The following is a 23,050-nucleotide window of genomic DNA, read 5'->3' on the forward strand; positions in this document are numbered from 1 at the left end:
CATGGAAAAAACGCCCCTGATCTGTCCGTCGATCCTGGCCAGCGATTTCGCGAAGCTGGGCCAGGAGGTTGCGGCCATCGAGGCCGCGGGCGCCGACTGGGTGCATGTGGATGTGATGGACGGTCATTTCGTGCCGAACCTGACCATCGGCCCGGCGGTGGTGAAGGCGCTGCGGCCCCATTCCACCCTGCCGTTCGACGTGCACCTGATGGTCGCACCCGTCGATCCGTGGCTGGAGGCCTACCGCGAGGCGGGCGCCGACATCCTGAGCGTCCATCCGGAGAGCGGGCCGCACCTGCACCGGACCCTGGGCACGATCCGCAGCCTGGGGGCCAAGGCGGGTATCGTGTTCAACCCGGCCACGCCACTGTCGATCCTTGAGGAGGTCGTGGATCTGGTGGACCTGGTGCTGATCATGTCGGTCAATCCGGGCTTCGGCGGACAGAAATTCATCGACAGCGCCCTGACCAAGATCGAGCGCGCCCGCGCCATTCTGGACCGGGCCGGCAGCCCCGCGCACCTGCAGGTGGACGGCGGGGTGGTGGCGGCCAATGCGGGCGCCTGTGTCGCCGCTGGCGCCGATGCGCTGGTGGCCGGATCATCGGTGTTCAAGGGCGGGCCTGAGGCCTACGCCGACAACATAAAGGCTTTGAAGGCCGCCGCGTGAAACTGCCCAGCGCCCCCTTCGCCGATCCCTCGCGCCCGCCCGCGCCCGCGCCGGTGAAGGCCGCGCCCAGCCCGGGCGGCTGGCGGCTGATCCCGGCCATCGCGGGGCGCATCCTGACCCGGCAGTCGTTCATCGAGCTGTACGGCCTGCCCGGCTATCACCAGACCCTGAAGTGGCCCCGCGCCGACGGCTTCGCCGCCACCCCGCGCGACTTCCGGCCGACCGACGCCGAGATCGGGCGCGCGCTTCTGGGCGGGCGAATGATGCTGTCCGGCATGTCCATGGACCTGAGAAGCCCGGAGGATCCCTGGAACCGGCCCAGCCCCAGTCGTTCGTTCGCGGTCGCCCTGCACGAGTTCGCCTGGCTGCCGTCCCTCATGCTGGCCGGTGAGAAGGGCGCGCGCGAGGCGCTGCGTCTGACCCTGGGCTGGCACGCGGTGTTCTCGCACTGGTCGCCGTTCTCATGGCAGCCGGACATTCTGGCGCGGCGGGTGTTCAACCTGGCCTGCGCCGCGCGGCGCATGGCGTCGGTGGCCAATGAAGCGGACCGCGCCCTGCTGGCGGACATTCTGGCCCGGCAGGCGAGACAGCTTCTGCGCCCGCCCGGCGGCCTCGCCGAGAACGCGCTGCAGCGCACCGCCGCCGCCGTGGCTGGATGCGCCCTTGGCGGCAAGGCGGGGGCTTCGCTGCGCCGCCGCGCCCTGAACAAGCTGGCCTCCGCCCTCAAGCACACGGTGCGCGAGGACGGCGCCCACGCCAGCCGCTCGCCGCAGGCGGGGCTGGAGCTGTTGCTGGACCTGCTGACGCTCGATGACGTTCTGCTGCAGCTGGCCGAGACGCCGCCGCCGGAACTGGCGCTGGCCATCGGGCGGCTGACCATGGGGCTGCGCACCCTGACCCTGCCCGACGGGCGGCTGGCCGCGTTCCAGGGCGGCGGGGCGCTGGACCCGGCGCTGGTCGCCGCCGCCCGCGCCCACGACGAGGACGATCCCGGCCCGGTGGAGGGCATGGGCCCCGGCGGCTACGCCCGGGCGCACACGCCGCTGCTGACCCTGATCGCCGATGCGGCCCCGCCTGCCACCGGCCCGTGGAGCGGCTCCGCCTGCGCCCAGACCGGGGCCATGGAGATCATCTGCGGCCGGGACCGCATCGTCACCAACTGCGGCTGGACCCCGCGCGCCCACGAGCGCCAGGCCATGCGCCTGACGCCCGCCGGCTCGACCCTGTGTCTGGGCGACGGGGCCATGGCCCAGCCCCTGACCGGGTGGAAGGCGGACCTGCTGGGCACGCGTCTGGTGGGGCCCGCGATCCACGTGGACGCCCAGCACCGCGCGGCCGAGGGCGCCGTGTGGCTGGAGATCGAGCACGACGGCTGGGCGCCCCGCTATGGCCTGAAGCATCAGCGGCGGCTGTATCTGGACCAGCGGCTGGACGAGCTGCGGGCCGAGGAGCGACTGTATCCGTGCGACGGGCACAAGGACGCGGCCCGACCGATGGCGGCGCCCTACGCCGTCCGTTTCCATCTGGAGCCGGGGGTTCAGGCGTCGCTGGCGCGCGACAAGCGCAGCATCCTGCTGCGCGGCGCCTCGGGCCGGGGCTGGTGGTTCCGCAGCGACGCGCCGGACGTGGACATCGAACCTTCGGTCCATGTGGTGGAGGGGCTGACGCGGCGCTCGCTGCAGCTGGTGCTGCGCGGCTCGGCCCGCACCGACGCGGAAACGAAAATCCGCTGGAAGCTGAGTCCGGCCGGGGCCAGCGGCGAGGCGGGATAGGCGCTCCGCAGGTGGCGAAACCGGGCGGCGCGTGGTAACGGGCGCGCCGTTCCCCCTCCCCCGCCAGAACGGATTCCCATGCCCGCCGCGCCCGACTTTCCGCCCGCCCCCGACGCCGTCAAACCCGTCCGGGCGCTGATCTCCCTGTCCGACAAGTCCGGGCTCGAGGACGTGGCCCGCGCCCTGGTCGATCTGGGGGTGGAGCTGGTGTCCACGGGCGGCACCCGGGCGGCCATCGAGAAGGCGGGCCTGCCGGTCAAGGACGTGGCCGACCTGACCGGCTTCCCGGAGATGATGGACGGACGGGTCAAGACCCTGCACCCGGTGGTGCACGGCGGCCTGCTGGGGGTGCGCGACGCGCCCGAGCACGCGAAGGCCATGGCCGAGCACGGCATCGGGCCCATCGATCTGGTGTGGATCGATCTCTACCCGTTCGAGGCGACCATCGCGGGCGGGGGCGACTTCGCCTCGGCGGTGGAGAACATCGACATCGGCGGCCCGGCCATGATCCGGTCCTCGGCCAAGAACCATGGCTATGTGGCGGTCTGCGTGGACCGGGAATCCATCGACGAGGCCGTGGCGGCCCTGAAGGCGGACGGGACCACCTCGCTGGCCCTGCGAAAGCGGCTGGCGGCTCGGGCGTTCGCGCGCACGGCGGCCTATGACGCGGCGGTGTCCGGCTGGTTCGCCGGGCAGGTGGATGACGCCGCACCCGCCCGCAAGACCATCGCCGGAACACTGGCCCAGACCTTGCGCTATGGCGAGAACCCGCACCAGGCGGGCGCCTTCTACCGCACCTCGGAGAGCCGCCCCGGCGTGGCCAATGCCCAACAGCTGCAGGGCAAGGAGCTGGGCTACAACAACATCGCCGACGCCGACGCCGCCTATGAGCTGGTGGCCGAGTTCGATGAGCCCGCATGCGTCATCGTCAAGCACGCCAATCCGTGCGGCGTGGCCATCGGCCGGGACCTGTCTGAAGCCTACGCCCGGGCGCTGGAGTGCGACGCGGTGTCGGCCTTCGGCGGGGTGGTGGCGGTCAACCGGCCCCTGACGGAAGCCGACGCGAAGCTGATCACCGACATCTTCACCGAGGTGGTGATCGCGCCGGGCGCGGACGAGGCGGCGAAGGCCGTGTTCGCGGCGAAGAAGAACCTGCGCCTGCTGATCACCGACGGCCTGCCCGATCCGATGCAGGCGGGGCAAGTGTTCCGCTCGGTGGCCGGGGGCCTTCTGGTGCAGTCCCGCGATCTGGCCCGCATCACGCCGTCGGACCTCAAGATCGTGACGAAACGCCAGCCCACGGACGAGGAGGTGCGCGACATGCTGTTCGCCTTCACCGTGGCCAAGCACGTGAAGTCCAACGCCATCGTCTATGCCAAGGCGGGCCAGACGGCGGGCATCGGCGCGGGCCAGATGAACCGGCGCGATTCCGCCCGCATCGCCGCCATTCGGGCCAAGGAAGCAGGTGAGGCCAAGGGTCTGGCCCACTCGCTGGCGCAGGGCTCGGCCTGTGCGTCGGAAGCCTTCTTCCCCTTCGCCGACGGCCTGCTGGAGGCGGTGGCGGCGGGTGCCACAGCGGTGATCCAGCCCGGCGGCTCGATCCGCGACGAGGAGGTCATTGCGGCGGCCGACGAGAAGGGCGTGGCCATGGCCTTCACCGGCGTGCGGGTTTTCCGGCACTAGGATGGACACCACCGCGCAGCGCTGGGCCATGCTGGAGCCCCAAGTGCGGCATGTGGGGCCGGACGACGACCGGGCGCGACCGGCGGTGCTGCTGTTCCACGGCTGCGGCGGGCTGAGGGATCATCTGCCGCGCTACGCCGAGGCGGCGAGGGCGGCGGGGATGCGCGCCTTCATCATCGATAGCTATGCGCCGCGCGGATGGAGCCGGGCGTTCGCCCTGGCCACGGTCTGCACCGGGGTTCGCCTGCGCGGCTGGGCCCGGGCGGGGGATGTGATGGCGGCTGTGTGGGGACTGTCGCAACGGCCGGATGTGGACGGCTCGCGACTGGCCGTGGCGGGCTGGAGCCACGGGGGCTGGTCCATCATGGAGGCCCTGAGCGCGCCGCGAGAAATGGCGGGCGAGATGCTGCTGCGCGATCCGGCGGCGGCGGACCTGTCGGGGGTCAAGGCGGCGGTTCTGGTCTATCCCTATGTGGGGGTGGCGGCGACGGGGCGGTTCCGGCCCTGGCGGCACTGTCCGAAGACCCTGGCCATCATCGCCGCGCGCGACCACCTGACCACGGTGCGCAACGCCGAGCGGGTGCTGGATACAGCCTGCGGCGATGTGGAGATCGAGCGCTGGACCGTGGACGGCACCCACGCCTTCGACGAACCCACCGGCGCCGGCCCCATGCGCCACGACGAGGCCCTGACCGCAGAGGCGCTGAAACGGTTCGCGGGGTTTCTGGGGGAGGCGCTGGGCGCCCAGGTTTGAGGTTCATGCCCCCCACAATCGTCATTCCCGGCCTTGTGCCGGGAATCCATACGCACTGAACATTCAGGGCTCGCCTTGGCCCCTCCGAGGGTATGGATCGCCGGGACAAGCCCGGCGATGACGAGTGGATGAGGTGGGCTGGAGTTCGCCACGTCTTTACCGCTCAGGCTGCTGAGCGGCGCTCGTCGGGCCGCAACGTCAGCACCCGGACGCCGGTTTTCGTCACCGCGACAGTGTGTTCGAACTGGGCGGAGAGCTTGCCGTCGGCGGTGACCACGGTCCAGCCGTCGTCCTCGGTGCGGACCGCCGCGCGGCCTTGGTTCAGCATGGGCTCGATGGTGAAGGCCATGCCCTCCTTGAGCACCGGGCCGGTTCCGGGCCGGCCAAAATGCAGCACCTGGGGCGCCTCGTGCATCTCGCGGCCGATGCCGTGGCCGCAATACTCCCGCACCACGGAATAGCCGGCCTTCTTCGCGTGGCGCTCGATGGCGTGACCGATGTCGCCCAGCCGGGCGCCGGGACGGACGGCCGCAATGCCTTTCCACAGGGCTTCGTAGGTGGTGCGCACCAGCCGCCGGGCCGGGGCGTTCACGGTTCCGATGAGGTAGGTCTTGCTCGAGTCGGCGATGAAGCCGTTCTTCTCCAGGGTGATGTCCAGATTGACGATGTCGCCGCCCGTGAGGATGTCGTCTGCGGACGGCACGCCGTGGCAGACCACCGCATTGCGCGAACTGTTCAGCACGAAGCCGTAGCCGTACTGGCCCTTGCTGGCGGGCCGGGCGTTCAGCTGACCGGTGATGAAGGCCTCGACCCGGTCGTTGATCTCCAGCGTGCTCATGCCCGCCAGCGGCAGGCTGTCCAGATGGGTGAACACGGAGGCGAGCAGGCGACCGGATTCGGCCATGAGCTCGACCTCGGCGGGGCTCTTGATCATGCGGCGGCGGTCAGGTCGGGGGCCTCCACGCCCGCCGCCTTGAGCTCGCGCGCTACGATCTCGCGGAAGGTCAGGTTCGGGCTGAGTTCGCAAAGCATGCCGATCCTGATCCAGAACGCGGCCTGACCATTGATCGATCGGCACGACGCGCGGCTGGCCCGGCGCAGCTGCTCGTGCAGCTCATCCTCAATGTTGACGATGCCCATGGGCGCTCCTCAGTATATATGAAGTGAATATATTCCATATATTCGCAGCGGCCGGACGCAACAAGCATTGACTCATTTCGATGATTAGCTAATCATCACATTATGAGCCAGGTTTTCAGAGCCCTTTCCGATCCGACCCGGCGCCGGGTGCTGCAGCTCCTGCGCAAGGGGCCCATGAGCGCGGGCGAGCTCAGCGATAAATTCGACGTCTCCAAACCGACCATGTCGGCGCACTTCGCGGTGTTGAAGGAAGCCGACCTGGTTCACGCCGAGAAGGCGGGCAAGTCCGTCATCTATCACCTGAAGCTCACGGTGCTCGAGGATGCGCTGCTGGGCTTCGTCGGTTCATTCAGCCCGGGCGCAGAGTCGTCGGGCGCGATCAAAAAGGATCACCCATGAAAAAGGATCTCATTCGGGATCTGGCCTGGGGCGGGGGCATACTCGTTCTTGCCCTTTGCGCCAGCTACGCCCGCAGCCAGGGCGTCATCGATCATGACACGACCACGCGCATCGTCATCGGCGCCACCGGTCTTATGGTCGCCGCGTTCGGCAACCGGATGCCCAAGCGGTTCGCGCCCAGCGAGCGGGCGCGCAAGGCCCAGCGGGTCGGGGGATGGTCGCTGGCGATCAGCGGCTTGATCTACGCCGGTCTGTGGGCCTTCGCGCCGCTGCCCGTGGCGCTGTGGGTCGGCTGCGGCGCGATCATCGCCGGCATGGCGGTGACGGTGGGCTACTGTCTGTGGCTTCGCGGCAGGCCCGTGGAGGCCTGACGGCGCCCCACCTTAAATCCGCTCCGTTTCGTGCTATAGGGGCGGTCTCCTTTCAACGCATGGACCTTTGCCCGTGGGCGTGACCCTCGATCTTTCGCGTGTTTCCAGCGCGGCCGCAGCGGCCCCCGTCAATCTGTCCGGGTTGACGCGCGCGGGGCTGCGTCAGGCCCTGATCGACGCCGACATCTGCCCGCCGGAGAAGGCGAAGATGCGCGCCAGCCAGATCTGGGGCTGGATCCACCACTACGGCGTCACCGATTTCGCGGCCATGAGCAATATCGCGAAGGACACCCAGGCCAAGCTGGCCGAAGCCTTCACCCTGGCCCGCCCCGAGATCGTCGAGCGTCAGGTGTCGAAGGACGGCACCCGCAAATGGCTGATCCGCACCGCGCCGGGCATCGAGATCGAGGCGGTCTATATTCCCGATGTGGGCCGGGCCGGGGCCCTGTGCGTGTCGTCGCAGGTGGGCTGCACCCTGAACTGCACCTTCTGCCACACCGGCACACAGAAGCTGGTGCGCAACCTGACCGCCGCCGAGATCGTGGCCCAGGTGCAGGTGGCCCGCGACGATCTGGGTGAATGGCCGTCGCCCAAGGAAGATCGCCGCCTGTCCAACATCGTGTTCATGGGCATGGGCGAGCCGCTCTACAATCTCGACAACGTGGCCGACGCCATCGACATCATCTCGGACAATGAGGGCATCGCCCTGTCGCGCCGCCGGATCACGGTCTCCACCTCAGGCGTCGTGCCGCAGCTGGACGCGCTGGGCACGCGGACCCAGGCCATGCTGGCCATCAGCCTGCACGCCACCAACGACGCCCTGCGCGACGTGCTGGTGCCGCTGAACAAGAAGTACGATCTGGAACACCTGATGGCGGGCATCCGCGCCTATCCGGGTCTGTCCAACGCCCGGCGGGTGACGTTCGAGTACGTCATGCTGAAGGGCGTCAACGACAGCCCGGAAGAAGCGCACGCGCTGCTGAAACTGATTTCCGGCATTCCGGCGAAGGTGAACCTGATCCCGTTCAATCCGTGGCCGGGGACCGATTACGAGTGCTCGGACTGGAAGACCATTGAGCGCTTCGCGGCGATCCTGAACAAGGCCGGCTACGCCAGCCCGATCCGCACCCCGCGCGGGCGTGACATCCTGGCGGCGTGCGGACAGCTGAAGTCCGAGAGCGAGAAGCTGCGGGCCAGCGCGAGACGGCCGCCGCCGGCGTCCGAGGCGGCCGCCTGACAACCCATCGGCGAATTCCTCGCCGTGTGACCCGTGTGCGCTTGCGGATTGGGGCGTGATTCAGGCAAGGCTTTCGACACCCTTCGCCCCTATATGAAGCGCCATGGATCCGCAGTCGCTCGTTCCCAGCCTGTCCAGCCCGGAAGTCCAGGCCTTCGCGGCCGGGTTTCCCATCGCCCTGATGCATGCGGCCGTGACCATCGGCCTGCTGTTCGCCGGGTCGTCGCTGTACGCCATGCTGACGCCGTGGAAAGAGATCGAACTGATCCGCGAAGGCAACGCCGCCGCCGCCGTGGCCCTGGGCGGGGTGCTGGTGGGACTGGCGATCCCGCTGTCGGTGAGCCTGTCGGTGTCCACATCGGTGCGCGACATCGTCATCTGGGGCGTGGCGACCATCGTCATGCAATTGCTGGCGTTCCGCGTCGTGGACATGGTGTTGACCGGCCTGCCCCAGCGTATCCAGGACGGCGAGGTTCCGGCGGCGGTGCTGCTGGTTTCCGCCAAGATCGCCACGGCCCTGATCCTGGCCGCGGCGCTGACCGGCTGACGGGGGTCCGAACCACACCGTGCGCTTTCCCCGGGTTCCGGACTGGCTGATCTACGGGGTCGTGATCCTGGCCCTGGTGCTGGTCGCGGTGGACCGGCGCGAGCGCGCCGACGCCCCGCCGGCCCCGCCGCCCCCCGACGAGACCGAGGGCGCCCTGCTGGGCCCCGTCACGCCATTCGACCCCACGGTGGTGGTGGAAACCCCGCCAAACTTCCAGCCCTCCATGGGCACGGCCTTCGCCATATCGTCGCGCGGACGCTGGCTGACCGCGCGCCATGTGGTGGAGGGGTGCCGCCGGCCCGCCCTGATCGTGGGCGGCGGACGGGCTGTGGCGGCGGATGTGCGACTGGCGCCGCGCGCGGACGTGGCCCTGCTGATCACCGACGGCGGGCCCACGGCCCTGCCGCTGGCGGTGGATGCGCCCCTGCGTCAGGGCCAGCGGGCGTTTCACCCGGGCTATCCGCAAGGATCGCCGGGCGAGGTGACGTCGCGCCTTCTGGGCCGCGAGACCCTGAGGATCAGCGGACGGGGCGCGCGAGACGAACCGGTTCTGGCCTGGGCCGAAGTGGGGCGCACCGACGGCATGGCGGGCACCCTGGCCGGCCTGTCCGGCGCGCCGGCGGTGGACCGTCAGGGGCGGGTGGTGGGCGTGACCATCGCCGAGGCGCCGCGCCGGGGCCGCATCTACACCACCTCGCCCGACACCCTGTCCCCGGTTGTGCGCGGCGCCGCGCCCGCCGACGAGCCGGTGCTGGGCCAGCCGGTCACCATCGACAACTACGGCCGCGTCTCCGACGACCTGCGCCGCGAACTGCGCGTGGCGCAGGTGGTGTGCCTGGGGTGATCAGGGCTGCAAGCGGTAGCCGCCCGCGTCGGTGACCAGCAGTCGCGCCTGGCCCGGTTCGGGCTCGATCTTCTGACGCAGACGATAGATGTGAGTCTCCAGGGTGTGAGTGGTCACTCCGGCGTTGTAACCCCACACTTCCGCCAGCAGCTCTTCCCGCGACACCGGCTTGGCGCCGGCGCGGTAGAGGTACTTCAGGATGTTGGTTTCCTTCTCCGTCAGGCGAATCTTCTTGTCCTTGGGGCCCATCAGCATTTTGCCGGCGGGCCGGAACTCGTAGGGCCCGACGGTGAAGACCGCGTCTTCGGACTGTTCGTGGCTGCGCAGGTGGGCGCGGATCCGCGCCAGCAGTACGCCGAACCGGAACGGCTTGGTCACATAGTCGTTGGCGCCGGAGTCCAGACCCAGGATCGCATCGGAGTCCGCCACGGCGCCGGTCAGCATGATGATCGGTGTCTTGACCCCGGCCTTGCGCAGCTGGCGGCAGGCCTCGCGCCCGTCCATGTCGGGCAGGTCCACATCCAGCAGGATCAGGTCGGCGCGGATCTCCTTGCCCATGCGTACGCCGTCCGTCGCCGTGGCGGCCTGAACGGTCCGGAACTCGTCATGCATGTCCAGCTGTTCGGCCAGCGCCTCGCGCAGCTCGGTGTCGTCGTCGATGATCAGGAGAGTCTTGGATTGCGCCATGGAACAAGAATGGCGAGCGCCGCGCCTCTCGCCAAGGCTTGAACGGCGAAATTCGCACGTCTTGCGGGACTTCTCGTCCGATCAGCCGCCGCAACGGGCGCCGAACAGGGCTGAACCGACACGCACATGGGTCGCGCCGAACCGCACGGCGGTTTCGTAATCCCCGCTCATGCCCATGGACAGGGTCTCAAGGCCGTTGCGCGCCGCGATCCGGGCCAGCAGCGCGAAATGCATGGCCGGCTCTTCCTCAAGCGGCGGAATGCACATCAGGCCCTGAAGGTCGAAGTCGTACTCGGAACGGACCCGGGCGATGAAGGCGTCCGCCTCGGCGGGAAGAACGCCGGCCTTCTGGGGTTCCTCGCCGGTGTTGAGCTGGATCAGCACCCGGGGCCGGACCCCTGCCTTCATCCCCGCCTCGGCGAGCGCCCGCGCCAGCTTGTCCCGGTCCAGGGTCTCGATCACGTCGAACAGGGCCAGGGCCTGATCCGCCTTGTTGGACTGCAGGGGGCCGATCAGGCGCAGATGAAGGTCGGGCAGGGCGGCCCGCCGTTCGGTCCAGCGGCCCTGCGCCTCCTGAACCCGGTTTTCGCCGAACACGCGCTGGCCGGCGTCCAGGGCGGCCTGGATGGCGGGGTCGGGCTGTTGCTTGGAAACGGCGGTCAGCGTGATATCCGAAGGATCCCGCCCCGCCGCGCGCGCCGCCCTGGCGATCCGGCGGCGCACCGTGTCCAGGGCTGAGGCGACGAGAGAATCCATGGTCCTGTCCGACGAAGCGACCCGGTTGTGGGAGACGGCCAAGGCCTTAAACCGCGCCGCCGCTCGTGTCAGCCCATCAGCAGCGGCCCTTCCGCCCCTGATCTTGGTCACCGACCCGGACCGCACGCCTCATCCCTGGGCGATCGCCGAAAACTTGCCCGCAGGCGCGGCGGTGATCCACCGCACCTTCGGCAGGCCCGGGGCGGCGGCGGACGCCCGGCGGCTGAGGGATGTGACGCGGGCGGCGGGGGTGCGCCTGCTGATCGGGCTGGACGTGGCGCTGGCCGTGGCCGTCGGCGCCGACGGCGTGCATCTGCCCGAGCGCGCCCTCGATCTGGCCGCCGAGGCGCGCGCGCGGGGACTGGCCCTGGTCACCGGGGCGGCCCATTCGCCAGAGGCTTTGGCGCGCGCGGCGGTCCTGGGGCTGGACGCGGCCCTGCTGTCGCCGGTCTTTCCCACCACCAGCCCGTCCGGCGGCGCTGCGCTGGGTGTCCAGCGCTTCGCCGACTGGTCGCGCACAGCCGGGTTGCCGGTGATCGCCCTGGGCGGCGTTCATGCCGGCAACGCGGCGGACCTTTCGGCCAGCGGGGCCTGCGGCGTGGCTGCGGTGGAAGGAATCGCCCGTGCCTTCCACCCGGCCAGGGCGCCCTAGTTCATCTTCGCCATGTCGATGACGAAGCGGTAGCGCACGTCCGACTTCTCCATACGGGCGTAGGCCTCGTTGATCTGGTCCGGGGCGATGGTCTCGATGTCGCAGACGATGCCGTGCTCGGCGCAGAAATCCAGCATCTCCTGGGTCTCGCGGATGCCGCCGATCAGGCTGCCGGCCACCGAACGGCGGCGCCACAGCAGCGGCATGGCGAATACGGGCATGGCTTCGGTGGTCAGCCCCAGCATGACCATGGTCCCGTCCCGGGCCAGCAGGTTCAGGTGCCCGGCGATTTCGTGGGTCGCGCTGACCGTGTTGATGATCAGGTCGAACTTCTCCGCCGCAGCCTGCATGGCCGCCTTGTCGGAGTTGATGAGGAAGTGTTTCGCGCCCATGCGCTCGGCGTCGGCCTTCTTGCGGTCCGAGGTGGACAGTACAGTGACCTCGGCGCCCATGGCGTGGGCCAGCTTGACCGCCATGTGGCCCAGGCCGCCCAGACCCACCACGGCGACCTTCGAGCCTTCGCCCACGCCCCAGTGGCGCAGGGGCGACCAGGTGGTGACGCCGGCGCACAGCAGGGGCGCGGCGGCGTCCAGCGGCAGGCTGTCGGGAATGCGCAGAACGAAGTCCTGGTTCACCGTGATGCGGTCCGAATAACCGCCCTGGGTGATGGTCTGGCCCACCGCCTCGCCCTTGGGATCGGCCGATCCATAGGTCTGGGTCATGCCGGGGACGCAGTATTGCTCCTCGCCCTCCTGACAGGCCGGGCAGGTGCGGCAGCTGTCCACCATGCAGCCGACGCCCACGCGGTCGCCGACCTTGAAGCGGCTGACGTTCCCGCCCACCGCCGTCACCACGCCCGCGATTTCGTGACCCGGCACGATGGGATAGCGCGTGCCGCCCAGATCGTTCTTTGCGATGTGCAGGTCCGAGTGACAGACGCCGCAGTATTTGATCTCGATGGCCACGTCGTCCGCGTCGGGATCGCGACGGTCGAAGCGGTAGGGCTCGAGCGGCTTGTCGGCGGCGACGGCGGCGAAGGCGCGGGTGGCGATGGGCATGGAGATCTCCTGAAAGCGTCAGCTTAGGTGTGGTCCGGGGGCGTCAGGCGCAACCGTCAAGAGACCCTTTCGATCAGCGCCTGGGCCGCCGCCGGGTTCCTCACCTTCGCCCCGGCGATGAAATAGGCGAACACCTCGCCCGTGGCGCTCCAGCCCTTCACCCGGTCCGCCGCGGCGTCCAGCTCTACGGCAGTCATGCCGGCGGGCTCGTCCTCGCGGCTGGACATCAGCCGGGCGTAGCGGAAATCGGCCGTGTCCTGGTCGATGCGCGGCCACTCCGGCGCCTCGTCGTCCTCGGCGTAGACGATGGCCGCGCCGTATTTCGCCGCCAGATCGTAGAATTCCTGCACATCGAAGCTGGGATGACGCACCTCCAGCGCATGGCGCAGGCGAAGGCCGTCCTTTTCCTTCGGCAACAGCTTCAGGAAGCCCTCGAAATCCTCCGGGTCGAATTTCTTGGTGGCCATGAACTGCCAGTTGATCGGCCCCAGCCGGTCGCCCAGTTCGGTCAGGCCCTGGGACAGGAACCGATCGAAGCTGTCGCCGCCCTCGGACAGGATCTTGCGATTGGTGCAGTAGCGGCTGGCCTTGACCGAAAAGACGAACCCGTCCGGCGTCTCGTCCCGCCACTTGCGCCAGCTGTCGGGCTTGAAGGTGGAATAGTAGGTGCCGTTGATCTCGATGGAGCTCAGCTTCGACGCGGCGTATTCCAGCTCGCGCTTCTGGACCAGACCCTCCGGATAGAACACGCCCCGCCACGGCTCATAGGTCCAGCCGCCGACGCCGATGTGGATGGCTCCGCTCATGACCGGTCCCCCTCCGTCTTCAGCCGCACGGCGCGGCCACGCCGGATTATGACGCAGTCTGTTCGCCCGCGCACCCTTGCGCCGTCACCGCCGCGATCCCCGCCAGCAGGGTGGCGGCGGTGATGGGCTTGGGCACATGGATGTCGGCCCCGGCCTCGCGGGACTGATCCCGGTGCTCGGTCATGGCGTTGGCGCTCAGCATGACGATGGGGGTTGGGGTCGCGCCTCGCTCGGCCTCCAGCCGGCGGATTTCGCGGGTGGCGGTCAGGCCGTCCATCCCCGGCATCTGCATGTCCATCAGCACCACGTCGAAGCGGTCGTCGGCGAAGGCGGCCACGGCCTGGGCGCCGTCCTCGGCGATGACCACCTCGGCGGCGTGGGCGCCCAGAATCAGCTGCACCACCCGTTGGTTGGTGGGGTGGTCCTCGGCCAGCAGGACGCGCAGGGGCCGGTCCAGTCCCCCGCCGGTCAGGGTCGGCGTGCGGTCGCGGGCGTCATAGTCGGCCAGGGAGGCGGCCCGGCTCAGCGGAATCTCCACCTCAAACCGGCTGCCGGCGCCGGGGGCGGAGGTGGCGGCGATGCGCCCGCCCATCATCTCCACCAGCGACCGGCATATGGACAGGCCCAGGCCGGTGCCGCCGAACCGGCGGGTGATGGTGGCGTCGGCCTGATTGAACCGATCGAAGAGGCGCGCGGCGTGATCGGAATCAAAGCCCACGCCGGTGTCCTCGACCTCGAATTTCAGCGCGGTTTGGCCGTCAGAGGGATCCGTCACATCGACGCGGACGGTGATTGCGCCCTGATGGGTGAACTTGACCGCGTTGGACAACAGATTGCCCAGCACCTGGCGGATCCGGGTGCTGTCGCCCACGAACATGCCGCGCGCGTCCGGCGCGCGCTGGACCACGAAGTCGAGCCCCTTGTCTTCCGCTCGCAGCCGCATGACGTCCAGCGGGGCGGCCAGGGCCTCGTCCAGGTCAAAGGGTCGCTCTTCCAGATCCAGCTGCCCGGCCTCGATCTTGGAGACGTCCAGAATGTCGGACACCAGCCGCTCCAGGGTGACGCCTGACGAGGCGATCAGGGCGACCATCTCGGCCTGATCGGGGGACAGGGGCGTGCGCGACAGGGCGTCGACGATGCCGATCACCCCGTTCAGGGGCGTGCGGATCTCGTGGCTCATATTGGCCAGGAAGTCGGACTTGGCGCGGCTGGCCGCCTCGGCGGCGGCCTTGGCCTCGATCAGATCACGCTCGGCGGCCACCTTGTCGGTCACGTCCCGGGCCACGGCGTAGATGCGGTCGCCGTGGCGCTGGGCGCGCCATTCAAGGGTGACGTAGTGACCGTGCTTGTGCCGATAACGATTCACCTGGCCCAGCACCGGATCGCCGGGGCGCCGGCTTTCCACCTCGACGATGCTGGCCCGGGTGGCGGCCAGATCCTCGGGATGGATCAGGCGCGGCAGGTCCCGGCCCTCGATCTCGTCGGGACGATAACCCAGCATGCTGAGCCAGGACGCGCTGGCCTTGACCACCGTCCCATCCAGCTCCCGGACCACCAGCAGGTCCAGCGACACATCGAAGAAGGTGTTCAGATCCACGCCGGACGCCGAGCGCCCTGCGTCAGTCGGACGAGGCGAGACTTCGAGCGGCTGACAGGTCATGAGGGAGGGCTCTCAAGGCGAACTGGCCCCAGACTAATCCCGACCCGTTAAACTCCTGTTGCGGCGTCAGTAGGCCTGCTCCGCATAGACCTGACGCACGTCGCCGCTCCAGCGGCCATGATACGCCTCCAGCAGACGTTCGGCCGGGGTGACGCCGCTTTCGGCGATGTCTTCCAGTTCGGCCAGATAGCCGCGCTCGTCCACCATGCCGCCGGAGAATCTCGCGCGGTTCTTCAGGCCCTGACGCGCGATGGCGACCATGTCCTTCGCCACATCCTGGACCGAACGGCCAGCCACCTCGGCCTTCAGCCCCAGACGCGTCACGTCGCGGCGCAGGCGTTCGTGATCGGTGATGTCCCAGTCCTTGCAGAGGTCCCAGGCGGCGGCCAGCGACGGCGCGTCATACAACACGCCCGCCCACAGGGCCGGCAGGGCGCAGATGCGGCTCCACGGCCCGCCGTCGGCGCCGCGCATCTCCAGGTACTGTTTCAGCCGCACCTCGGGGAACAGGGTGGTCAGGTGGTCGGTCCAGTCCTTCAGCGTGGGCGTGTCGCCTGGCAGCGCCGGAAGTTCGCCCTTCATGAAGGCGCGGAACGACTGGCCCGAGGCGTCCACATACTTGCCGTCGCGCTTGACGAAATACATGGGCGTGTCCAGCGCGTAGGCCGCATAGGTCTCGAACCCGAAGCCGTCGGCGAACACGAAATCCAGCATGCCGGTGCGGTCCGGATCGGTGTCGGTCCAGACATTGGCGCGGGCGGACAGGAAGCCGTTGGGCTTGCCCTCTGTGAACGGGCTGTTGGCGAACAGGGCCGTGGCGATGGGCTGCAGCGCCAGGGAGGTGCGGAACTTCATCACCATGTCGGCTTCGCTGTCGAAGTCCATGTTCGCCTGGATGGTGCAGGTGCGCAGCATCATGTCGAGCCCGAGGTTCCCCACCTTGGGCATGTAGGCGCGCATGATGTCGTATCGGCCCTTGGGCATCACCGGGATGTCGGCCCGGGTCCACAGGGGGTCGAAGCCCAGGCCCAGGAATCCGAGGCCCAGCTCGTCGGCCACCATCTTGACCTCGACCAGATGCTGGCCGGTCTCCGAACAGATGTCGTGGATGTCCTTCAGCGGCGCGCCTGACAGCTCGAACTGGCCGCCGGGCTCAAGGCTGACCGAGGCGGAGAAGCCCTCGGTGTTCCTTTTCTCAAGGGCGATGACATGCCCGCCCTCTTCCACGGGCGCCCAGCCGAACCGGGTCAGGCCCATCAACATGGCGCGGATGCCCGACGGGCCGTCATAGTCCGGACGGCCGAAGCCGTCCTTCAGGAAGCCGAACTTCTCGTGTTCAGCGCCGATGCGCCACTGCTCCTTGGGCTTGATTCCCTCGGCCAGATAACCGGCCATGGCCTCAAGCGTCAGCGGCTCGTTCGCGTCGTCGGCCATGTCGGTCGCCCCTTCGCCGCATGCGCGGCCTGTGGCGGCTAGATGGGCGGACGGAGGCGAATGCTCAAGCCCCTTCGGTCCATGTGGTCACATGCGCGCCCTTCCAGTCGCCCCGCGCGGCCTGCCACAGGGTCATGGCTGATATGGCGGCGGTGTCCGCCCGCAGAACCCGCGGGCCCAGCGACACGGGCGTGGCGAAGGGCAGGGACAACAGGCGCTCGCGCTCTTCCGGCGAAAACCCGCCCTCGGGCCCGATCAGGATGGACCAGGACTCTCCTCCCCCATCGGGGGAGGGGGACCGCGAAGCGGTGGAGGGGGTATGTCCGTCGCGCAAAGCCTCGAAGGCCGGCGGACCGCCCCGTTCGTCGCAGAACATCAGCCGGCGCCCCTTGGGCCAGCCGTCCAGCAGGGCGTCCAGCTTCTTCGGATCGTGAATCTCGGGCACGTCCAGACGGCCGGTCTGTTCGGCGGCTTCCTCGGCGATTGTGTCCAGCCGGTCCATGCGCAGACGCTCGGCGTTGGTGTAGCGGGTCAGGGTCAGCCGCACACGCCGCGCGCCCAGCTCGGCGGCCTTCTCAACCACCGTCTCCACCCGCGCCTTCTTCACCACCGCCAGGATCAGGTCCAGGTCCGGTCCGAAGGCCTGCGGCCGCACCTGTTCCTCGGCTTTCAGAACCACGCCGCGTTTCAGCACCTCGGCCACAACGGCGCGCCATTCGCCGTCCCGGCCGTTGAAGATCAGCAGGTCATCCCCCGCTTTCAGCCGCATCACCTGGGTCAGGTAGCGGGCCTGATCGACGGTGGGCGCAACGGCGGCGCCGGGGGATAGGTCTGAGCGGACGTAAAGACGGATCATGGTCCTGAATAATATGCTTTGTCACAGGACGGTACCGCCTGTCGGCCCGGACGTCAGGGGGTCGGTCTGCTCTCCGCCCAGGTCAGGATGGCGTCCAGGGCCGGGCAAAGGTCGTGTCCCCAGGGCGTCAGACGGTACTCCACCTTCGGCGGCACCTCGGGATAGACGATGCGCTGCACCACGCCGTCGCTCTCCAGCTGGCGCAACTGCTGAATCAGCATCTTCTGGGACACGGTCGGAATCGCGCGTTCCAGCTCTGAGAAACGCAAGGCGTCGCCGCTGAACAGGTGAAACAGGATCAGCATCTTCCAGCGGCCTTCCAGAATCCGGAAGGCGGCCGCCACGCCCTCGGCGGCGGTCAGCGGCGTACGCTGGGGCTTACCTTCAGGTAAGTACCTGACTTTTTTGTCTGTACTTGTCATTTGTGCAGCTTAGGCTCACCTCGTCTCCAGTGCAAACCACGGAGATAGAACCATGCCTCCAGAAACACCGACGGCCATCCGAACCTATTTTGATGCGGTCAATCTGGGCCGTATCGAGGATGTGGCCGCCGCCTTCGCGCCGGATGGGCTGGTGCGCGACGAGCGGGCGGATCACCGGGGGCGCGCCGCCATCTCGGCCTGGGCTGAAGACACGTTGCGACGCTACCGGATGCATAACGACATCCTGTCCGTGAGCCGGGACGCCGACCATCACATCGTCCTTGCGCGCGTGACAGGAACCTTCCCCGGCAGTCCGCTGGACTTCACCTACCGCTTCGCCATGGGACCGGACGGCATCGAGACGCTGGAGATCACGCTTTGACCCCGCCTGTCTTCCGCATCGACCCATCCGAATTTTCCGGCCGAACGGTGCTGGTCACCGGCGGCACAAAGGGGACGGGGCTGGCCGTTGTCCGGCGTCTGTCGGCGGCGGGCGCAGCCGTCGTTTCCGCAGCCCGCACCCGGCCGGAAGAGCCCGGGCCGGGCCGGTTCGTCGCCGCCGATCTGACGACGGCGCAGGGGGTCGCGGATCTGGTGAAGGCGCTGGGCGATGACGCCGAACGTCTTGACGCCCTGGTCCATGTGCTGGGCGGGTCCAGTGCGCCCGGCGGCGGCTTCGCCGCACTGGACGATGCCGCGTGGCGCGCTGAACTGGACCTGAATCTGATGCCGGCCGTGCGGCTGGATCGCGCACTCGTCCCCGGCATGGTGAAGCGCGGGCGGGGCGTGGTGATCCATGTGTCTAGCATCCAGAGCCGGTTGCCCCTGCCCGAATCCACCACCGCATACGCCGCCGCCAAGGCTGCGCTGTCCACCTACTCCAAGGCGCTGTCGAAGGAAGTCGGGCCCAAGGGGGTCCGGGTCGTTTCGGTTGCGCCGGGATGGATCAACACATCGGCGGCCCAGGCGCTGGTATCGCGCATAGCCGAGGCCGACGGTTCGGACGAAGCCACCGCCAGACAAGCCATCCTGGACGGCCTGGGCGGCATTCCCATAGGGCGTCCCGCCTGGCCCGAGGAGGTCGCCGAGTTGGTCGCCTTCCTCGCGTCGGACCGGGCCGGCGCCGTTCACGGCGCTGAATATCTGATCGACGGCGGGACCGTGCCCACCGTCTGACCCGGATCAGAGCGTGCGGGCGATCAGCAGCTTCATGATCTCGTTCGTCCCGCCGTAGATGCGCTGGACGCGGGCGTCCTTGTACAGCTGGGCGATGGGATATTCGGTCATGTAGCCATAGCCGCCGTGCAGCTGCAGCATCTCGTCGATGGTCTCGCCCTGGATGTCGGTGACCCAGTATTTGGCCATGGAGGCGGTGGCGGCGTCCAGCTGGCCCTTCAGGTGCAGACCGATGCAATGGTTCACGAACACCCGCGCCACCGTCAGCTTGGTCTTGACCTCGGCCAGCTTGAACTGGGTGTTCTGGAAGTCGATGACCCGCTTGCCGAACGCCTTGCGCTCCTTGACGTAGGCAAGGGTCTCTTTCAGCCCGCGCTCGGCCGCCGCGACGCCCTGCACCGCGATGTTCAGGCGCTCCTGGGGCAGTTGCTCCATCAGGTGATAGAAGCCGCGTCCCTCCGCCTCGCCGATGATGTTCTCCACCGGCACCTTCACGTCGTTGAAGAACAGCTCGGAGGTGTCGTTGGCCTCCATGCCGATCTTGTGCAGGTTGCGGCCGCGCTCGAAGCCCTCAAGCCCGTCCGTCTCCACCACCACCAGGCTGATGCCCTTGGCGCCCTCGGCCGGATCGGTCTTGGCCACCACGATGATGAAATTGGCCAGCTGGCCGTTGGTGATGAAGGTCTTGGAGCCGTTCAGGACGTAGTGGTCGCCCTTCTTGATGGCCGTCGTCTTGACGCCCTGCAGGTCCGAGCCCGCGCCCGGCTCGGTCATGGCGATGGCGCCCACCAGTTCGCCCGTGGCCAGTTTCGGCAGCCAGCGGGCCTTTTGCTCGTCCGAGCCGTAGTGCGCCACATAGGGGGCGACGATGGCGTTGTGCAGCGAGATGCCGAAATGGTCCGCGCCCTTCCAGCCCAGCTGCTCCATCAGCACCACTTCATGGCGGTAGTCGCCACCCATGCCGCCCCATTCCTCGGGCATGGACAGGTTCAGCAGGCCGGCATCTCCGGCCTTGGTCCACAGCTCGCGCGGCACCGACGAGGCGGCGATCCACTCGGCCATCTTCTCGGGCCCGGCGTGCTCGTCGATCCACTTGCCGACGCTGTCGGAGAAGAGGGTGATCTCCTCCTCGGCCATGAAGTCAGGGGCGGGGATGTTGAGGATGTTCATTCAGCTAATCCGTCATCCTCGGGCTTGTCCCGAGGACCCACGGGTCCGCTGCACGTGCGGCCGGGGCGAGGTGATCGATCGAACCATCGGCAGCCTGTCGTGCGGCTGAGCAATGGGTCCTCGGGACAAGCCCGAGGATGACGGTTTCAGGGCCTCAGAACGCCTCCGCCGGCAGGGCCATCAGCACGTCCGAGCCGGTCTTCAGCTTCTTCAGGTGCGCCTCGGCGTCGGGCAGGATGCGCTCGACGAAGTAGCGGCCCACGGCCAGCTTGTTGGCGTAGAACGGGTCGCTGTCGCTCGCCTTCTTCTGCGCCGCCACCGCCATCTGGGCCCACATGTAGGCCATCGCGGTCAGGCCGAAGATGTGCAGATAGTCGGTGGAGGCCGCGCCCGCGTTGTCGGGGTTCTGCATGCCGTTCTGCATCAGCCACATGGTGGCTTCCTGCAGGTTCTTCTTGGCGTCGGCCAGGCCGTCGATGAAGGGCTGGGTCGCCTCGTCCCCGCCGTTGGCGCCCACGAAGGCGTCGATGTCGGCGAACCAGCTCATGACCGCGCGGCCGCCGTTGGCCGGCAGCTTGCGGCCCACCAGATCCAGCGCCTGAACCCCGTTGGTTCCCTCATAGATCATGGTGATCCGCGCATCGCGCAGGGACTGGGAGGCGGTGAAGTGCTCGGTGTAGCCCGAGCCGCCGTGCACCTGCATGGCCAGGCTGGTCACATGGAAGCCCCGGTCGGTCAGGAACGCCTTCACCACCGGGGTGATCAGGCCCATGTAATCCTTGGCCTTGGTGGCGACGGCCTCGTCCTCTGACTTCTGCAGGTCGGCCTGCAGCGCGGTCCACAGGATGAAGGCGCGGCCGCCCTCGATATAGGCCTTGGACTCCAGCAGCATGCGCCGCACGTCAGGGTGCACGATGATCGGGTCCGCCGGGCCGTCCGGGTTCTTGGGCCCGGTCAGGCTGCGGCCCTGCAGGCGGTCGTTGGCGAACTCCACGGCGGCTTGCAGCGCCGCGTCGCCGATGGCCTGACCCTGAAGACCGGTGCCGAGCCGCGCTTCATTCATCATCACGAACATGGCGGGCATGCCGCGGTTCTCTTCGCCCACGAGCCAGCCCTTGGCGTTCTCATAGGACATGACGCAGGTGGCGTTGCCGTGGATGCCCATTTTGTGCTCGAGGCCGGCGCACTGGACGCCCTCGTTACGCTCGCCCAGCGAGCCGTCATCGTTCACGAACACCTTGGGCACCACGAACAGGCTGATGCCCTTGATGCCGGCCGGGGCGCCCTCGATGCGGGCCAGAACCAGATGGATGATGTTGTCGGTGAAGTCGTGCTCGCCCGACGAGATCCAGATTTTCTGGCCGGTGATGGCATAGCTGCCGTCGCCGTTGGGGATCGCCTTGGTGCGAATCAGGCCCAGGTCCGTGCCGCACTGGGGCTCGGTCAGGTTCATGGTGCCGCCCCATTCGCCGGTGGCCAGCTTGGGCAGATAGCGGTCCTTGATGGCGTCCGAGGCGTTGGCGTGCAGGCCCGCATAGGCGCCCGCCGTCAGGCCCGGATACATGCTGAATGCGGGGCTGGCCGCCGCCGTCATCTGGCCCACGGCCATGGACACCACCGCTGGCATGCCCTGGCCGCCGTACTGGGTGTGGGCGTGCAGGGCCGGCCAGCCGGCCTCCACCATCTGCTGATAGGCTTCCTTCCAGCCGGGCGGTCCGGTGACGACGCCGTCCTTCCATTCACAGCCGTGCTGGTCGCCCGCGCGGTTGATGGGCGCGATCACCTCCTCGGCGAATTTGGCGCCTTCCTCCAGGATCTGGCCCACCAGATCGGAGGACACGTCCTCGAAGCCGGGCTGATTTTCGTAGCGGTCGATCTCCAGCACCTCGTTGAGAATGAACTGGAAGTCGCGGACAGGCGCCTTGTAGGCCATGGGTCAGGCTCTCGCTTTGAAGAAATCTTGATCGTCGTCGTGGTGATGGTTCAGTCGCGCGCGCAGGGCGGACTCATAGTCCTCGGCGCCGGGCAGAAGGTCGGGCCGGTGTTCCGACAGCCGCTTTTCCATGGCTTCGCAGGCGGCCTCGGCCACCTTGATGGCCTCGTCCAGATCCTCGCGCTGACGCTTCAGCGCCTCCACCTGGGCGCGGTGTCGGGGCAGGGCGACCGCCATCTGATGGACGTTGTGGTCCTTGCGGTCATACAGATCGATCATCTCCTGGATCTCGGCCAGGGTGAACCCGATGCGGCGACCGCGCAGGATCAGCTTCAGCCGCGCCCGGTCCTTGGCGTCATAGACCCGCGTCTGGCCCCGGCGGGCCGGCGACAGCATCCCCTTGTCCTCGTAGAAGCGCAGCGCACGCGCCGTGGCCCCGAACTCGCGGCAGAGCTGGCGGATCGAATAGGTGCGGTGATCGTCTGCGGACGCCATGCCGCTTCATAACTTGACGTGTGCGTAAAGGGAAGCTTTTTCCGCACAGGCCGCCGTTGTCCAAGCCTTAACCGAGGCGCGCGATCCTGTCGCCGCGACCACCGGGTCGCGTTCACGGGAGGGGCGTCATGGCGTCCACGATGACTTCCAGCTACCGGCGCGTCCGCGACCATTTCGAGCCGCAGGACATCAGCCCGGAGGACCAGCGCCGCCTGCGCGGCCAGCTGGAACAGATTGACTACGCCGCCTTCATCTCGAACCGCGAACTGATCGGCCAGAAGCTGGGGCCCGCCGACATGGCCGCCTTCCAGCGGCTGGCCGTGGCCGCCGCCAACGCCCGCGCCGCCTGGGTGGCCGAGGCGCTGCGCCTCACGTCCGTAGCCGGGCCGGTCAGCGCCGAACAGGCGGAGCGGCTGGCGCAGATGCGGCTGGTCTTCGAAGAGCTCAGCGAGGCCTATGAGGCCATGCGGCGGATGGTGGAGCGCGGTTATCTGTCCCTGAACGGCGCATCGGGGTAAATTCCGACCCCCG

At 68.5% G+C, this 23,050-nt stretch carries 26 protein-coding genes; 13 read left to right on the top strand and 13 right to left on the bottom strand.

What is annotated here, in order from left to right:
* Window position 1 precedes the first annotated feature (1 nt).
* The 4 genes from rpe (at window position 2) to ACI8U3_RS06900 (ending at window position 4,876) form a co-directional block, all read left to right on the top strand.
* Window positions 2–667, top strand: a complete 666-nt coding sequence (gene rpe / locus ACI8U3_RS06885) for a ribulose-phosphate 3-epimerase (protein ID WP_415014128.1) — start codon at window positions 2–4, stop codon at window positions 665–667.
* Window positions 664–2,439 (top strand): heparinase II/III family protein, encoded by a 1,776-nt coding sequence (locus ACI8U3_RS06890; protein WP_415014129.1) that lies wholly within the window; start codon window positions 664–666, stop codon window positions 2,437–2,439. The genes rpe and ACI8U3_RS06890 overlap by 4 nt, the downstream gene beginning before the upstream one ends.
* Before the next feature lie 78 nt (window positions 2,440–2,517).
* Window positions 2,518–4,122, top strand: coding sequence for a bifunctional phosphoribosylaminoimidazolecarboxamide formyltransferase/IMP cyclohydrolase (purH, locus tag ACI8U3_RS06895; RefSeq protein WP_415014130.1), 1,605 nt, complete (start codon window positions 2,518–2,520; stop codon window positions 4,120–4,122).
* A 1-nt stretch (window position 4,123) separates the two neighbouring features.
* Window positions 4,124–4,876, top strand: coding sequence for a dienelactone hydrolase family protein (locus ACI8U3_RS06900; RefSeq protein ID WP_415014131.1), 753 nt, complete (start codon window positions 4,124–4,126; stop codon window positions 4,874–4,876).
* 163 nt (window positions 4,877–5,039) lie between these two features.
* Here the strand turns inward: ACI8U3_RS06900 and map are convergent, their stop codons facing one another.
* Window positions 5,040–5,810 carry a type I methionyl aminopeptidase gene (map, locus tag ACI8U3_RS06905; RefSeq protein ID WP_415014132.1) on the bottom strand — a complete coding sequence of 257 codons (771 nt, stop codon included), beginning with the start codon at window positions 5,808–5,810 and terminating at the stop codon, window positions 5,040–5,042.
* Window positions 5,807–6,016 carry a ParD-like family protein gene (locus ACI8U3_RS06910; RefSeq protein ID WP_415014133.1) on the bottom strand — a complete coding sequence of 70 codons (210 nt, stop codon included), beginning with the start codon at window positions 6,014–6,016 and terminating at the stop codon, window positions 5,807–5,809. Before ACI8U3_RS06910 ends, map begins: the two co-directional genes overlap by 4 nt.
* 102 nt (window positions 6,017–6,118) lie before the next feature.
* On the opposite strand from ACI8U3_RS06910, the gene ACI8U3_RS06915 reads away from it, so the two are divergent.
* From ACI8U3_RS06915 to ACI8U3_RS06935, 5 genes are all read left to right on the top strand, one after another.
* Window positions 6,119–6,415 (top strand): autorepressor SdpR family transcription factor, encoded by a 297-nt coding sequence (locus ACI8U3_RS06915; RefSeq protein ID WP_415014134.1) that lies wholly within the window; start codon window positions 6,119–6,121, stop codon window positions 6,413–6,415.
* Window positions 6,412–6,786: an ammonium transporter gene (locus ACI8U3_RS06920; RefSeq protein WP_415014135.1), complete on the top strand. Its 375-nt coding sequence runs from the start codon at window positions 6,412–6,414 to the stop codon at window positions 6,784–6,786. The genes ACI8U3_RS06915 and ACI8U3_RS06920 overlap by 4 nt, the downstream gene beginning before the upstream one ends.
* 73 nt (window positions 6,787–6,859) lie before the next feature.
* Window positions 6,860–8,023 carry a 23S rRNA (adenine(2503)-C(2))-methyltransferase RlmN gene (gene rlmN / locus ACI8U3_RS06925; RefSeq protein ID WP_415014136.1) on the top strand — a complete coding sequence of 388 codons (1,164 nt, stop codon included), beginning with the start codon at window positions 6,860–6,862 and terminating at the stop codon, window positions 8,021–8,023.
* Window positions 8,024–8,126: 103 nt separating this feature from the next.
* Window positions 8,127–8,570 carry a DUF350 domain-containing protein gene (locus ACI8U3_RS06930; protein WP_415014137.1) on the top strand — a complete coding sequence of 148 codons (444 nt, stop codon included), beginning with the start codon at window positions 8,127–8,129 and terminating at the stop codon, window positions 8,568–8,570.
* Between the two features lie 19 nt (window positions 8,571–8,589).
* Window positions 8,590–9,414 (top strand): S1 family peptidase, encoded by an 825-nt coding sequence (locus ACI8U3_RS06935; protein WP_415014138.1) that lies wholly within the window; start codon window positions 8,590–8,592, stop codon window positions 9,412–9,414.
* On the opposite strand, the gene ACI8U3_RS06940 is transcribed toward ACI8U3_RS06935, so the two are convergent.
* Entirely contained in the window at window positions 9,415–10,101 is a 687-nt protein-coding gene (locus ACI8U3_RS06940) for a response regulator transcription factor (protein WP_021696190.1), read from the bottom strand.
* Between the two features lie 81 nt (window positions 10,102–10,182).
* Window positions 10,183–10,857, bottom strand: coding sequence for a YggS family pyridoxal phosphate-dependent enzyme (locus ACI8U3_RS06945; RefSeq protein WP_415014139.1), 675 nt, complete (start codon window positions 10,855–10,857; stop codon window positions 10,183–10,185).
* Between ACI8U3_RS06945 and ACI8U3_RS06950 the strand changes: the two genes are divergently transcribed.
* A complete protein-coding gene (locus ACI8U3_RS06950) occupies window positions 10,856–11,509 on the top strand; it encodes a thiamine phosphate synthase (protein ID WP_415014140.1) in 654 nt (217 codons plus the stop codon). The two genes, ACI8U3_RS06945 and ACI8U3_RS06950, sit on opposite strands and share 2 nt — an antisense overlap.
* On the opposite strand, the gene ACI8U3_RS06955 is transcribed toward ACI8U3_RS06950, so the two are convergent.
* The 6 genes from ACI8U3_RS06955 to ACI8U3_RS06980 form a co-directional block, all read right to left on the bottom strand.
* Window positions 11,506–12,567: an NAD(P)-dependent alcohol dehydrogenase gene (locus ACI8U3_RS06955; protein WP_415014141.1), complete on the bottom strand. Its 1,062-nt coding sequence runs from the start codon at window positions 12,565–12,567 to the stop codon at window positions 11,506–11,508. The two genes, ACI8U3_RS06950 and ACI8U3_RS06955, sit on opposite strands and share 4 nt — an antisense overlap.
* Before the next feature lie 56 nt (window positions 12,568–12,623).
* Window positions 12,624–13,373 carry a DUF72 domain-containing protein gene (locus ACI8U3_RS06960; protein WP_415014142.1) on the bottom strand — a complete coding sequence of 250 codons (750 nt, stop codon included), beginning with the start codon at window positions 13,371–13,373 and terminating at the stop codon, window positions 12,624–12,626.
* Window positions 13,374–13,419: 46 nt separating this feature from the next.
* Window positions 13,420–14,970, bottom strand: coding sequence for an ATP-binding protein (locus ACI8U3_RS06965; protein WP_415014143.1), 1,551 nt, complete (start codon window positions 14,968–14,970; stop codon window positions 13,420–13,422).
* 129 nt (window positions 14,971–15,099) lie between these two features.
* Entirely contained in the window at window positions 15,100–16,467 is a 1,368-nt protein-coding gene (locus ACI8U3_RS06970) for a glutamate--cysteine ligase (protein WP_415014144.1), read from the bottom strand.
* 64 nt (window positions 16,468–16,531) lie between these two features.
* A complete protein-coding gene (locus ACI8U3_RS06975; RefSeq protein WP_415014145.1) occupies window positions 16,532–17,323 on the bottom strand; it encodes a 16S rRNA (uracil(1498)-N(3))-methyltransferase in 792 nt (263 codons plus the stop codon).
* A 53-nt stretch (window positions 17,324–17,376) separates the two neighbouring features.
* Entirely contained in the window at window positions 17,377–17,745 is a 369-nt protein-coding gene (locus ACI8U3_RS06980; RefSeq protein WP_415014146.1) for a winged helix-turn-helix transcriptional regulator, read from the bottom strand.
* Window positions 17,746–17,797: 52 nt separating this feature from the next.
* Here ACI8U3_RS06980 and ACI8U3_RS06985 point away from each other — a divergent pair, with 52 nt between their 5' ends.
* Both ACI8U3_RS06985 and ACI8U3_RS06990 read left to right on the top strand, forming a co-directional pair.
* Entirely contained in the window at window positions 17,798–18,127 is a 330-nt protein-coding gene (locus tag ACI8U3_RS06985; RefSeq protein WP_415014147.1) for a nuclear transport factor 2 family protein, read from the top strand.
* Entirely contained in the window at window positions 18,124–18,921 is a 798-nt protein-coding gene (locus ACI8U3_RS06990; RefSeq protein WP_415014148.1) for an SDR family oxidoreductase, read from the top strand. Before ACI8U3_RS06985 ends, ACI8U3_RS06990 begins: the two co-directional genes overlap by 4 nt.
* Before the next feature lie 6 nt (window positions 18,922–18,927).
* On the opposite strand, the gene ACI8U3_RS06995 is transcribed toward ACI8U3_RS06990, so the two are convergent.
* The 3 genes from ACI8U3_RS06995 to ACI8U3_RS07005 all read right to left on the bottom strand — a co-directional run bounded on the left by ACI8U3_RS06995 (window position 18,928) and on the right by ACI8U3_RS07005 (window position 22,519).
* Window positions 18,928–20,091 (bottom strand): acyl-CoA dehydrogenase family protein, encoded by a 1,164-nt coding sequence (locus ACI8U3_RS06995; RefSeq protein ID WP_415014149.1) that lies wholly within the window; start codon window positions 20,089–20,091, stop codon window positions 18,928–18,930.
* Window positions 20,092–20,245: 154 nt separating this feature from the next.
* Window positions 20,246–22,024, bottom strand: coding sequence for an acyl-CoA dehydrogenase C-terminal domain-containing protein (locus tag ACI8U3_RS07000; protein WP_415014150.1), 1,779 nt, complete (start codon window positions 22,022–22,024; stop codon window positions 20,246–20,248).
* A gap of 3 nt (window positions 22,025–22,027) precedes the next feature.
* Window positions 22,028–22,519: a MerR family transcriptional regulator gene (locus ACI8U3_RS07005; RefSeq protein WP_415014151.1), complete on the bottom strand. Its 492-nt coding sequence runs from the start codon at window positions 22,517–22,519 to the stop codon at window positions 22,028–22,030.
* A 128-nt stretch (window positions 22,520–22,647) separates the two neighbouring features.
* Between ACI8U3_RS07005 and ACI8U3_RS07010 the strand changes: the two genes are divergently transcribed.
* Entirely contained in the window at window positions 22,648–23,037 is a 390-nt protein-coding gene (locus tag ACI8U3_RS07010) for a hypothetical protein (RefSeq protein WP_415014152.1), read from the top strand.
* Window positions 23,038–23,050: the final 13 nt, after the last annotated feature.

It is taken from the genome of Brevundimonas sp. (genome assembly GCF_047617075.1).
In the GTDB taxonomy this organism is placed as follows: Bacteria; Pseudomonadota; Alphaproteobacteria; order Caulobacterales; family Caulobacteraceae; genus Brevundimonas.

Bases quoted from the DNA above. Each gene is read 5' to 3' on its own strand.
- ACI8U3_RS06995 (WP_415014149.1), bottom strand. From the start codon at position 20,091: ATGAACATCCTCAACATCCCCGCCCCTGACTTCATGGCCGAGGAGGAG.
- ACI8U3_RS06960 (WP_415014142.1), bottom strand. From the start codon at position 13,373: ATGAGCGGAGCCATCCACATCGGCGTCGGCGGCTGGACCTATGAGCCG.
- ACI8U3_RS07010 (WP_415014152.1), top strand. From the start codon at position 22,648: ATGGCGTCCACGATGACTTCCAGCTACCGGCGCGTCCGCGACCATTTC.
- ACI8U3_RS06940 (WP_021696190.1), bottom strand. From the start codon at position 10,101: ATGGCGCAATCCAAGACTCTCCTGATCATCGACGACGACACCGAGCTG.
- purH (WP_415014130.1), top strand. From the start codon at position 2,518: ATGCCCGCCGCGCCCGACTTTCCGCCCGCCCCCGACGCCGTCAAACCC.
- ACI8U3_RS07000 (WP_415014150.1), bottom strand. From the start codon at position 22,024: ATGGCCTACAAGGCGCCTGTCCGCGACTTCCAGTTCATTCTCAACGAG.
- ACI8U3_RS06910 (WP_415014133.1), bottom strand. From the start codon at position 6,016: ATGGGCATCGTCAACATTGAGGATGAGCTGCACGAGCAGCTGCGCCGG.
- ACI8U3_RS07005 (WP_415014151.1), bottom strand. From the start codon at position 22,519: ATGGCGTCCGCAGACGATCACCGCACCTATTCGATCCGCCAGCTCTGC.
- ACI8U3_RS06975 (WP_415014145.1), bottom strand. From the start codon at position 17,323: ATGATCCGTCTTTACGTCCGCTCAGACCTATCCCCCGGCGCCGCCGTT.
- ACI8U3_RS06915 (WP_415014134.1), top strand. From the start codon at position 6,119: ATGAGCCAGGTTTTCAGAGCCCTTTCCGATCCGACCCGGCGCCGGGTG.
- ACI8U3_RS06930 (WP_415014137.1), top strand. From the start codon at position 8,127: ATGGATCCGCAGTCGCTCGTTCCCAGCCTGTCCAGCCCGGAAGTCCAG.
- ACI8U3_RS06980 (WP_415014146.1), bottom strand. From the start codon at position 17,745: ATGACAAGTACAGACAAAAAAGTCAGGTACTTACCTGAAGGTAAGCCC.
- ACI8U3_RS06945 (WP_415014139.1), bottom strand. From the start codon at position 10,857: ATGGATTCTCTCGTCGCCTCAGCCCTGGACACGGTGCGCCGCCGGATC.
- ACI8U3_RS06920 (WP_415014135.1), top strand. From the start codon at position 6,412: ATGAAAAAGGATCTCATTCGGGATCTGGCCTGGGGCGGGGGCATACTC.
- ACI8U3_RS06985 (WP_415014147.1), top strand. From the start codon at position 17,798: ATGCCTCCAGAAACACCGACGGCCATCCGAACCTATTTTGATGCGGTC.
- ACI8U3_RS06950 (WP_415014140.1), top strand. From the start codon at position 10,856: ATGGTCCTGTCCGACGAAGCGACCCGGTTGTGGGAGACGGCCAAGGCC.
- map (WP_415014132.1), bottom strand. From the start codon at position 5,810: ATGATCAAGAGCCCCGCCGAGGTCGAGCTCATGGCCGAATCCGGTCGC.
- ACI8U3_RS06970 (WP_415014144.1), bottom strand. From the start codon at position 16,467: ATGGCCGACGACGCGAACGAGCCGCTGACGCTTGAGGCCATGGCCGGT.
- ACI8U3_RS06955 (WP_415014141.1), bottom strand. From the start codon at position 12,567: ATGCCCATCGCCACCCGCGCCTTCGCCGCCGTCGCCGCCGACAAGCCG.
- ACI8U3_RS06900 (WP_415014131.1), top strand. From the start codon at position 4,124: ATGGACACCACCGCGCAGCGCTGGGCCATGCTGGAGCCCCAAGTGCGG.
- rpe (WP_415014128.1), top strand. From the start codon at position 2: ATGGAAAAAACGCCCCTGATCTGTCCGTCGATCCTGGCCAGCGATTTC.